The sequence below is a fragment of the Mesorhizobium sp. WSM4849 genome (genome assembly GCF_055811385.1).
Window position 1 is genome coordinate 1 of the sequence record NZ_JBVVPW010000052.1, and the last position, 9,685, is coordinate 9,685.

Here is a 9,685-nt window from a genome sequence, read left to right on the forward strand (position 1 = left end):
CGGGGGCTGCGCGGCGGACACGCCAACGTCACCGCTGAATGCCACGCCATTTTTGCAGAACTTGACGCACACAACTTTCCCTCCCCCTTGTGGGGAGGGTTAGGGTGGGGGTCCACCTTCGCAAGAATCCAAATGCGATTGCCTTGCCCCAAGTGGGGGAGATGCCAAGTGCTGGCAAAGAGGGCAGGACAGAGGGGGCGCGAAGGAACGCGACCCCATCATCAATCATCCCCCAAAAATCCCAGCCGCTACGAAGCGGCTTTTTGCTGTGGGCCTAGGCCCTGCTTTTCCCGATCCACACTGATGGAGGCCTAAAACCATGGCCATCACCCCGCTCGACATCGCCAACATGGCGCTTGGCGTTCTCGACGAGGCGCCGATCGACAGCCTCGATCAGGACGTGAAGGCAGCCCGCCTGCTCAATCTGCATTTCGACCTGACCCGCGAGACGGAGCTGACGAAGCATGCCTGGGTGTTCGCCATCCTGGCGGCCGCCGTCGCCGGGTCCGATACCGGCAGCGGCGCGGGCACGCTAAACTTTGCCTATGAATTGCCCGTGGACTGCCTGCGGCCTTTGCCGCTGACCCACAATGGCGAGCCGGATGGGGTGCCGATCTCGTGGCGCCAGGAAGCCGGATTGATCTATTCCGACCAGTGCAGCCCGCGCGTCATCCGCTATGTCGCCAACCTGACCGATCCCAACGACTGGGACGCATTGTTCACGGAAGTGCTGGTCGCGGCCCTTGCCATCAAGATCGCGCATCCGCTGACCCACAAGGCGGGCATGATCGATATCGCCCGCGGTGCCCATGACCGGGCGCTCGACGCGGCGTTCCAGTCCAACGCCATCCAGCGTGGCGGCAGGCTTTCGACGACGTCCTGGGCGATCCAGCACGGCGGGTTTGTGCGCTGATGACGACGCTCTATTCGGTCCAGGACACATTCGTTCGTGGCGAGATCTCGCCGCGCCTACACGCCCGCGCGTCGCTCGATCTTTACCGCGCGGCGCTCTCCCGGTGCGAAAACTTCGTCACCTTGCCGCATGGCGGCATCCGCAAGCGCGGCGGGTCGTATTTCGTCGGCGAGGCCAAGGATTCGTCGAAGAAGACGCGCGGCATACCGTTCATCTTCTCGGCAGACCAGGCCTATATGCTGGAGTTCGGCGACCTCTACATCCGCGTCTATGCCTATGGCGCCCGCGTCGGCACGGTGGACGTGGCGACACCCTATCTCGAAGCCGATCTGTTCGACCTGCAAATCGTCCAATCCGCCGACCAGATGTGGATCACCCACGCGGACTACCCGCCGCAGGTTCTCACCCGCACGGCGCACACCACATGGACGCTGACCGAGTTCGTCTTTCTCGACGGCCCCTATGACGACATCAACACAACCGCGACCACGATGGCCCCCGCCGAGACCGGCGCCGTCCATCCTCTTATGACCAGCAATACCGCTGCAGGCGGCACTGCTGCGGACAGCAGCGGCGCCGCCGACGCCTACAAGGTGTTCGACCGGAACAATGGGTCAAACCTTTCGCTCGGCACGACCACCGGCTTCGTGTCCTATGGCTTCGCCGGGACCAAGGTTTGTGACGGCTACTGGCTTCGCGCGCAATCCATTGGCGGCACAAGGGCACCGGTCGCCTGGGATTTCCAGGGTTTTGACGGCACGAACTGGATCTCGCTTGATAGCCGAACGGCGGAAACCGGGTGGTCGCGCGGCGAGGTGCGGTTTTATGAATTCCAGAATGAAACGGCCTACCAGTCCTATCGGCTGAACATCACCGGCTCGGAGGACGACAGCAATGTTACGATCGCGGAAATGGGATGGCATGAGGATGGCGATACACAGACGCCATTCGATCTCACCGCGTCCTCGATCGTCGGCATCAATGACGGCACCGGTTTCCAGGCATCAGATGTCGGCCGCGCCATTCGGCTGCTCGGCTCGGATGCCATCTGGCGCTGGGCGCGCATCACCAGCCGCACCAGCACGACTGTGGTCAAAGTCAGGCTGTATGGGCATGCGCTTCCCAATCTCAGCCCGATCGCGCGCTGGCGTCTCGGCACTTTCGTTCCCGGAAAGTACGTCGAAAGCGGTTCGCTGTACGAGGAGCGGCTGGCCTTCAGCCGAAAATTCTCCGTCTACGCATCCGCAACCGGCGATTTCGACAATTTCGCGCTCGGCGATGAAGATGACGACGCGCTGGAATTCGTCCAGGCCGGCGGCGGCCAGGCCAACGATATCACATGGATTGCGGAATCCGATGGGGCTTTGCTGATCGGAACGCTTGGCGGGGTCCGCGCGCTGTCGGGTTCGGGCATCGACGAGGCGTTGACGCCGTCGTCCTTCAAAAACTGTCGGTCCCGCACATTCGGCTGCGCCAAGGTCCGTCCGGTGGATGCCGGTCAGTCGTTCCTTTACGTGACGCGCTCCCGCAAATCGATCGCCGAACTGACCCAGAGCGCCACCGGCCGCTTCACGTCGGATGATGTCGGACAGATTTCCGAGCATATTCCGAAGAAGGGCGTCGTCGAACTGGCATTCCAGACCGATCCCGATCCGCTGCTGTGGTTCCCACTGGATAACGGAGAACTCGGCGGCTACACGCACCAGCCTTCCCAGGAAGTCCGCGGCATGCACCGGCATCGCATCGCCGGTTCTTTCTCGGGTTCGGGCTGGGGCGTCGTTGAGAGCGCCTTGGTGACGCCGGGGCAGGACGGCAATGATGATCTGTGGCTGATCGTCAAGCGCACCATCGGTGGGGCGACGAAGCGCACTATCGAAATCAAGACTGTGCCATTCGAATATGGCGAGGTCGCCGACGCGTTCGAAGTCGATTGCGGCCTGTCCTACACCGGCGCGGCCGTGGGGATGGTCACAGGCCTGGGTCACCTCGAAGGCGAAACCGTCGACGCCCTGGCGGATGGCAAGGTCTACAAGGGCCTTGTCGTGGCTGCCGGAGCGGTTTCCTTGCCCGGCGGGGCAACGGCGGCCAAATGGCAGGTCGGGCTACCCTATGAGGCCGGCGCCGACACGCTGGAGCTCGATGTCGGCGGCAAGGACGGATCGATCGTCGGGCGTCGAAAGAAGGTCGCCAAGGTCATCCTCTCCGTGCTGGAAACAGACACGACCGGGCTGGAAATCACGTCGTTGATGCGCGGTCGGTGGGAGCCGGTTCGTATCCCCTCGATCGTCTCGCCCGACGGCATGGCCAATCTGTTCACTGGCAATGTCGAGGTGCCGATCGACGACAGCTGGGAAGGGCAGGGCAGAGTGCGGATAAGGCACACCAACCCGACGCCGTGCACCATCCGGGCGTTCACGCCGGTGTTCGACAGTGAGGCGTAGACCCTCAAACACCAAACGTAGCGTTCCCGCCCTCTGTCCTGCCGGACATCTCCCGCCTTGAGGCAGGGCGATCGCATATGGATTCTTGCGAAGGTGGACCCCCACCCTAACCCTCCCCACAAGGGGGAGGGAACGCTGCCGCGCGCCTTTAATTTCCCATTTGGCGCTGAAGGGCAGGCAATCTGCCGAGGTCGGCGCCAACGGAAGTCTCCCTCCCCCTTGTGGGGAGGGGTTAGGGGCGGGGGTGCATCGTAGAGCGAAAGCCTCGGCTTTCCACCTGCGATAGCCCTGCCTCAAGGGAGAGATGTCCGGCAGGACAGAGGGCGGCGCTGTTCCGCCGGCCTATCAATCAACCGCAATTGCTTCCTCGCGCCAATTCTCGGCTGATCAAACGTTAAACCCAAGGCCGCGTTCCTTCGCGCCCCCTCTGCCCTGCCGGGCATCTCCCCCCGAGGGGGGAGATCGGCAGCTGCGTGAACCGCCCATCACCCTCCTAAAAGGACCCTCCCGTGACCCCAATCCCCGATGACAAGCGCCGCGCCGCCGCCGCGCAAAGTGAAACCTGCGTCGACATCGCAGCACTTGCCGACGAGATCAGGGCAAACGCCGCTTCCCTCGACGAGCGCTGGCGCATGGCCCAATGGCTGATCGAACAGCTGCGCCAGCAATTGTTCGACGCCGATGCCTTGCGCCGTGCCGTCGCCACCGCCAACAGCCAGTTCGACGCCGCCGGCGTTGCCAGCCTGAAAATCAACCCGACTGCCATCCGGCGCGCCGCCATAGCCGGGCGGCGAGCGGCAGCACCCGCTCGTCTCAGCGCGGCAGCGATCCAGGCCGACAGACTGCTGCTGTCGCTGCTCAGCCCCGGCGGCGCGCTCGACCCGCGACCGGCGCTCGGCGCGCCGGTCGGAGGCATCGCGGCCAGATTTTCGCTGCGTGGCCGGGGCCGCGGCTGACCATGTGCACACTTGCCCTTATCGGCACGGCTCTCTCGGTCGGCGGCGCGCTGGTCGGGGGCCAGCAGTCGCGGCAGATGGCCGACTACCAGGCCAGAGCCTATGAGCAGCAGGCGCGGGCCGACGCGCAAGCCGCGGCCTTCGAACAGGGCCAGGAGCGCCACAAGCAGGATCTGTTGCTGTCGCAGGCGCGCGCCCGGGCCGGCGTCTCGGGCGTCGCCCTGTCAGGCTCGCCGACCGAGGTGCTCGCCGCCAATGCACGGCAGGGTCAGCTCGACATCAAGGCGATCCAGTACGGCTCGCAGCTGCGCCAGAACAATTTGACCACGCAGGCCGCGATCTCGCGCTTTTTCGGCAGGCAGGCGGCGGCTGCCTCGATCTTCAGGGCAGGCGGCAATCTCGTGTCCGGCCTTTCCGGGCTGTACGACCCGAGCAGAGCGGTGACGTTCGGCAACAGCGCCTTTTCGCCGGCGCCGGGCGGAGGGCTTTACTGATGGCGACCATCCCCCTCCAGCTCGCCCAGCGCCGGCTCGACACCGGCAACGCAGTTTCCTATCCCGACAGCTCGCCGGTCGGCGCCGCCATGCAGGGCGTTGGCGACGAGCTCTCGGCCGTCGCCGAGCGGTTCCGGCAGCAGAAGCAGCAGCAGGATGCGTTCGACGCCGAGGTCATCGGCCGCGAGCTGAACGGGCAGATTGCCCAGGCCGAGAAAGAAGCGATCCAGAATGCGCCGGCCGACGGCCGCGGCCTGCACGACGCCATGTATGGCCAGGTCGACCCGCGCAATGGTGTCGTCAAGCCGGGCCTGTTCGACAAGATCTTCGACAGCACCGTGCCAAAAATGCCGGAAAGCGAACGCGCCAGCTTCATCAGGCAAAAAGAGGCTTTGAGGCTGGCCGGGTCGGCGCGCATGGCCGCACAGCAATATGCGCGCCGCCAGGACTATGAGCAGGCCGAATGGTCAAAGGCGCAGGCTGCGGAGCTCAATGCAATCGCGCAGAGCGACCCGGACGATACAGCAGCATTCGAGGCGATCAGGCAGAGCGGGTTCGACTTCATCGCCAAGATGGGCAACCCGGTCGCCCGGCAGTTGGCCGAAACCGGCTGGCGCAGCAACACGGCAAAGGCGCTCGTCCAGGCGATGATCGCCAAGGATCCGCGCCGCGCTATCGAACTGCTTGGCGCCGCGCCCAAGGCCACCGACGGCGCGATCAACGGTGAAACCACCGGCGCTGAAGGCGGCACCGATCTGTCGGCGAAAAACCCGAATTCGCCCGCTTCGGGCGACGACCGCCTTGCTGATCTCAGGCCCGACGACAGGGCTGCGCTCGCCCGGCTGGCCGGCGCCTCGGTGGCGCAAAACTGATGTCCGCAACCAGGCGGCCGGGCTGGATTTTCTCGTTACCTGCCCCTGTTGCTTTGGCCACAGGCTTTTTCATGGGAAAACCCAAAGTTCCTGAAATCGCCGCTGGCAATGCACGCAGGTATGTGGTCGTTATCCATAGTGATAAGAGCGACGGCAGCCTTTCTTACGACACAGGCTTGTGGTTCTGGATTTGAAATTCCCAGGCGCTGATGCGATCATTGGAACGGAAATCCACCTGCCCGTCCAGGCTTCAGATGAAGGACTGACCCTATCTTGTTGCGCTTAGAGTCTTATCCGATGCTGGCAAGGATCGTTTTTCCGGTCACGTTGGCCGGCGTTCTCCTGCTTACTCTTCTGCCGGCGCGGTTCTTGCCGGATTTCGGCACGGCGGTCACGCTTTACGATGACAAGTTGCATCACGCCATCGCCTTCGCCGTGCTGGCGGCCTTGGGAAGCCTCGGCTGGCCGGAACACAAGGCAAGGCTGGTTGTTGTCCTCGCCTTCACCGGCGCGGCGATCGAGGTTCTTCAGGGCTCGCAACTGATCGGGCGCGATCTGGATGGGTTCGACTGGGTTGCCGACTGCGCCGGCATGGCGTGCGGGCTGACAATCGCCGGCTGGACAAAGAGGCGCGTTGGGAGGCGCATTGGCGGATTGCCATAGACCGCAACGGTTTTGGGCGCCCTTTTTCTCTTGAGGCCGGAGCCGCGCCTCTTCCGCGCCCCGCAGATTGCCCATGGACCGCGCGTCGCGTAAGCGCACGCTGAAATCATAGAGCACTTTCAAGCCTCGCTTTCGCGGGGCTTTTTTCATGGAGCAAGCCTGATGGCTCGACCTGCAACTGCCGCCGTTCGACTTCTGACCGGCGAACGCGAACCCGTGCGCCTGGCGACCACGGTCAACATCCTCCTTCATGGCCTGCAGGCCATCGACGGCGTGCCGTGCGAGGTTGGCGACCGCGTGCTGGTCAAGCACCAGGCCGACCAGAGACAGAACGGCATTTATACGGTCAGCGAAGGCGAATGGTTTCGCGCCGCCGACGCCCGCACCGCCCGCACCTTGCAGAAGGGAACGACGGTTCACACCCAGGTTGGGACAATCAATGCCGGGCGGGTATTAGAATTTAGCGCTGACGAGCCGGTGGTGGGCAGCGATGCCATCGCCATTGCGCCGTTTGTGCCGCCCGACATTGCGGAGGTGGTCGAGGATGTCGAATCGCTGCGCGATGCAACGCAGGTGCTGAAGGATGCCACCGAGGCCAGTGCCGGCCAGGCAGCCGCCAGCGCTGCCAGCTCTGTCGCCAATGCCGGACAAACCGCCGCCGATGTCGTCACCACCGCGGCCAATCTGGCCAGCGCGCAGGCGGCGCGCGACGCGTCGCTGTATGGCAAGGGCATTTTCCCGACAACGACGGCGGCGATCGGTTTTGGTATCGTCGGTAGCGGTGCGATCACGGCGGGCGCCGGTGGCGCCAACGGCACGTTCGACCTGGCGTTTACCGGTGGCGCTGGCTCGGGCGCGGCCGGCCGCTTCGTTGTCGCTGGCGGCGCGCTGACGCAGATCCTGATCAACGCGCCCGGCTCCTACACGGTGGCGCCAGCTTTCAGCTTTGCGGCGTCGGCGGGATTGGCTGGCGCAGGTGCGGCGGCGGTCCTCGCCCGGAATGCTGAGGTTGGTGAATACTTTTGGACCGAAGTCAGCGCCGGTATCCTTGGAATGTACACTGTGGCGGCCGGGCCGGTTGCCGTCGACACGGGCGTTCGTCCTTCGGCGGCGGAAGTCATCGCCTTGATCGGATCGAGGACGGTCGGGCCGGTTGCGATCACTGGTTCGGTCGGCGGCACGGTGGTCTCCAACAGCAGCATCTATTACTGGCCGGGGTCACTATCGACGGTAGATGAATTTCTGTCGAGTGTAGAACTCGGCTTCGGCGCTGGGCCGGGAACAATTCATATCGTCTTTGCCCACGTCGAGGGCGATGGCACGTTAACTCTGGTCTCTGAACAAACTATCCCTGTCGTTACCGGCCCGTCCTCCGTCAACTCGGGGCTCTCGATCCTGAAGCCGGCCGGCAGCGTCATGGGCTTACAGCGGACAGGCGTGGGCACCTGGTACTATACGGCCGGGGCAATTGCGAACGGCGAAAGCGAGTGGGTTACGGCGGCGTTGCCGACCTCGCACACCGCCAAGACCATCGGTTTTACAAACGGCCCGCAATGGAAAGCAACTTTCACGGGTGAAGTCGGCACAAAGGCGCGCGCCGCCTACGATACCGCAAAAGGTCTTGTCGATGTTGTCGGTTCGGAATTGGATACCGGGTGGCCGTCGCTGGTCAACACCGGTGCGAACACGCCTGCGAACTACAGCATTGTCATGCAAACGCCGGCTCCCGCCGCTGGCTGCATCACTCAGGTCGATGTCGGGGCGAGCGGCGCGGGTGCTGCACTGATCCATGTTGTCGAGGTCTTGGCAGGACCAACCGTCAACGTGATCAGCACCACGCCAATCACTCTTGCAAATGGCGTTCCCTCTATCCCTCTCTCGATCCCGATTGCGGCCGAACAATATCCGGCGACCAGCGGCGGCGGCTACAAGTTTCAGAACAGCGTCAATCCGGAAGGCATTCCCGTTTGGCTCAGGAACGGGGCGCTGTCGAACGGCGCCAGCGTGTCGAATTCGACCCAGCACCGCTATGAGGTCCGCTTCACGATCAAGACCGGTCTTATAGCGGATGCAGCAAGGGCCTTGACCGGCGGCGCGCAGAACACCGGCATGAACCTGCTGGCAGACGCCGACCCGAATGGCGTCGTTGACGCGACCGCGATCTTTGCTTCGGCCGGGGCCGCTCACCCAAATCCCTACGTCCCGCCCGGCAGCTTCGCGCTGACGGCCATGCCTAAGTCTGGCGACGGCTTTTGGGGGCCTGGAAAGCCGTTTGTCGGTGGCAGGAGGTTTTTCGTTCCGGCTCGCCCGTCGCTGTTCAATCTTTCTGATGGCTTCCGGGCCAAGATGGCGGAGCACATCGCCAACAACGATGTGCTTTGCCTGATCGCCGACAGCATCGGTCATTGGGCTCTGGCCAGCAATGGCTCGGCCCACTGGTTCAATCGAGTTACGCAGTTCGCCAATCTCGGCATTGCGCATGATGAGCCTGGCATGACGGCGTTGCGGCCTAGCTCAACCTATACGCCCGCCTTCTATGGCGTCACGACCAGCGGAACCGTGTCGACGGGAACGCGCGGGCCGCTCGGCGAAAGCATCATCCTTGCGGATGGCGCGTCGCTGACGTTCACGGGCGCCTATGAGCAGGTCGACGTCCATTACACCCAGGACGCCGGTCAAGGCTCGCTCGCGTTCGCCTTCAACGGTGGAGCGGCCTACAAGACTGTGAACGCTGCCGGCGCTCTGGCGCTGGATCAATATTCCGGCCCGTCCCTGACAGCGCAGGCGGCGAGCGGAAACTATACCCTTACGGCCGTAGGCGGACCGGTGGAGATCACTGGGCTTATCCGTCTCGGCATCAAGGCGGCCGGCTCGCGTCCGCGCCTGCGGACGCTGCGCGCTGCGCACGGAAGCTATACGTTCGCATCCTTCAACGCGCCGCGCCTTGCTTCTGCGGTCGCACAATGCGGCTATGCTGGCGGCAAAATTGTGCCGGTCCTCGCCCTGGGCATCAATGACAGCTTTAGCACGCCGCCGGCGACGATTTCGGCCAATATCACGTCGATTATCAACACGCTGGAGGCGGCCGGCGCTCCTCGCATGATGGCCATGCCGCCAACACGGCCATCATCCGCTTGGGATAGCAGCTATACAGGCGGTCGCACCTACGACGCAGCGCTTGGTGCGATACGTCAAACCTATCGGTCGCGCAATGTGCTGACGGTCCCGATTGACGGGTTCGATTATGTCAACTCGGGGGCCTATCAAGAGGGTCTGCACTACAACGATGCCGGCCACGACAGCAATGCGCTGCGCTTCATCGAATACGTCGCGGAAAGGGGATAAG

At 63.7% G+C, this 9,685-nt stretch carries 8 protein-coding genes; all 8 read left to right on the forward strand.

Features of this window, described 5'->3' with window-relative positions:
- The first annotated feature begins 319 nt into the window (after positions 1-319).
- The 8 genes from AC0L3L_RS34080 to AC0L3L_RS34115 all read left to right on the forward strand — a co-directional run bounded on the left by AC0L3L_RS34080 (position 320) and on the right by AC0L3L_RS34115 (position 9,684).
- Positions 320-913 (forward strand): phage connector family protein, encoded by a 594-nt coding sequence (locus AC0L3L_RS34080; RefSeq protein WP_473641637.1) that lies wholly within the window; start codon positions 320-322, stop codon positions 911-913.
- Entirely contained in the window at positions 913-3,354 is a 2,442-nt protein-coding gene (locus tag AC0L3L_RS34085) for a phage tail protein (protein ID WP_473641639.1), read from the forward strand. The genes AC0L3L_RS34080 and AC0L3L_RS34085 overlap by 1 nt, the downstream gene beginning before the upstream one ends.
- Before the next feature lie 509 nt (positions 3,355-3,863).
- Positions 3,864-4,310: a hypothetical protein gene (locus AC0L3L_RS34090; protein ID WP_473641641.1), complete on the forward strand. Its 447-nt coding sequence runs from the start codon at positions 3,864-3,866 to the stop codon at positions 4,308-4,310.
- Positions 4,311-4,312: 2 nt separating this feature from the next.
- Positions 4,313-4,804, forward strand: a complete 492-nt coding sequence (locus AC0L3L_RS34095) for a hypothetical protein (protein WP_473641643.1) — start codon at positions 4,313-4,315, stop codon at positions 4,802-4,804.
- Positions 4,804-5,676: a hypothetical protein gene (locus tag AC0L3L_RS34100; RefSeq protein WP_473641645.1), complete on the forward strand. Its 873-nt coding sequence runs from the start codon at positions 4,804-4,806 to the stop codon at positions 5,674-5,676. Before AC0L3L_RS34095 ends, AC0L3L_RS34100 begins: the two co-directional genes overlap by 1 nt.
- Complete coding sequence (locus tag AC0L3L_RS34105; protein WP_473641647.1) at positions 5,676-5,870, forward strand: hypothetical protein; 195 nt, start codon at positions 5,676-5,678, stop codon at positions 5,868-5,870. Before AC0L3L_RS34100 ends, AC0L3L_RS34105 begins: the two co-directional genes overlap by 1 nt.
- Before the next feature lie 103 nt (positions 5,871-5,973).
- Positions 5,974-6,339, forward strand: coding sequence for a VanZ family protein (locus AC0L3L_RS34110; RefSeq protein WP_473641649.1), 366 nt, complete (start codon positions 5,974-5,976; stop codon positions 6,337-6,339).
- A gap of 162 nt (positions 6,340-6,501) precedes the next feature.
- Entirely contained in the window at positions 6,502-9,684 is a 3,183-nt protein-coding gene (locus tag AC0L3L_RS34115; RefSeq protein WP_473641651.1) for a hypothetical protein, read from the forward strand.
- Position 9,685: the final 1 nt, after the last annotated feature.

Bases quoted from the DNA above. Each gene is read 5' to 3' on its own strand.
- AC0L3L_RS34080 (WP_473641637.1), top strand. From the start codon at position 320: ATGGCCATCACCCCGCTCGACATCGCCAACATGGCGCTTGGCGTTCTC.
- AC0L3L_RS34110 (WP_473641649.1), top strand. From the start codon at position 5,974: ATGCTGGCAAGGATCGTTTTTCCGGTCACGTTGGCCGGCGTTCTCCTG.
- AC0L3L_RS34105 (WP_473641647.1), top strand. From the start codon at position 5,676: ATGTCCGCAACCAGGCGGCCGGGCTGGATTTTCTCGTTACCTGCCCCT.
- AC0L3L_RS34085 (WP_473641639.1), top strand. From the start codon at position 913: ATGACGACGCTCTATTCGGTCCAGGACACATTCGTTCGTGGCGAGATC.
- AC0L3L_RS34115 (WP_473641651.1), top strand. From the start codon at position 6,502: ATGGCTCGACCTGCAACTGCCGCCGTTCGACTTCTGACCGGCGAACGC.
- AC0L3L_RS34095 (WP_473641643.1), top strand. From the start codon at position 4,313: ATGTGCACACTTGCCCTTATCGGCACGGCTCTCTCGGTCGGCGGCGCG.
- AC0L3L_RS34100 (WP_473641645.1), top strand. From the start codon at position 4,804: ATGGCGACCATCCCCCTCCAGCTCGCCCAGCGCCGGCTCGACACCGGC.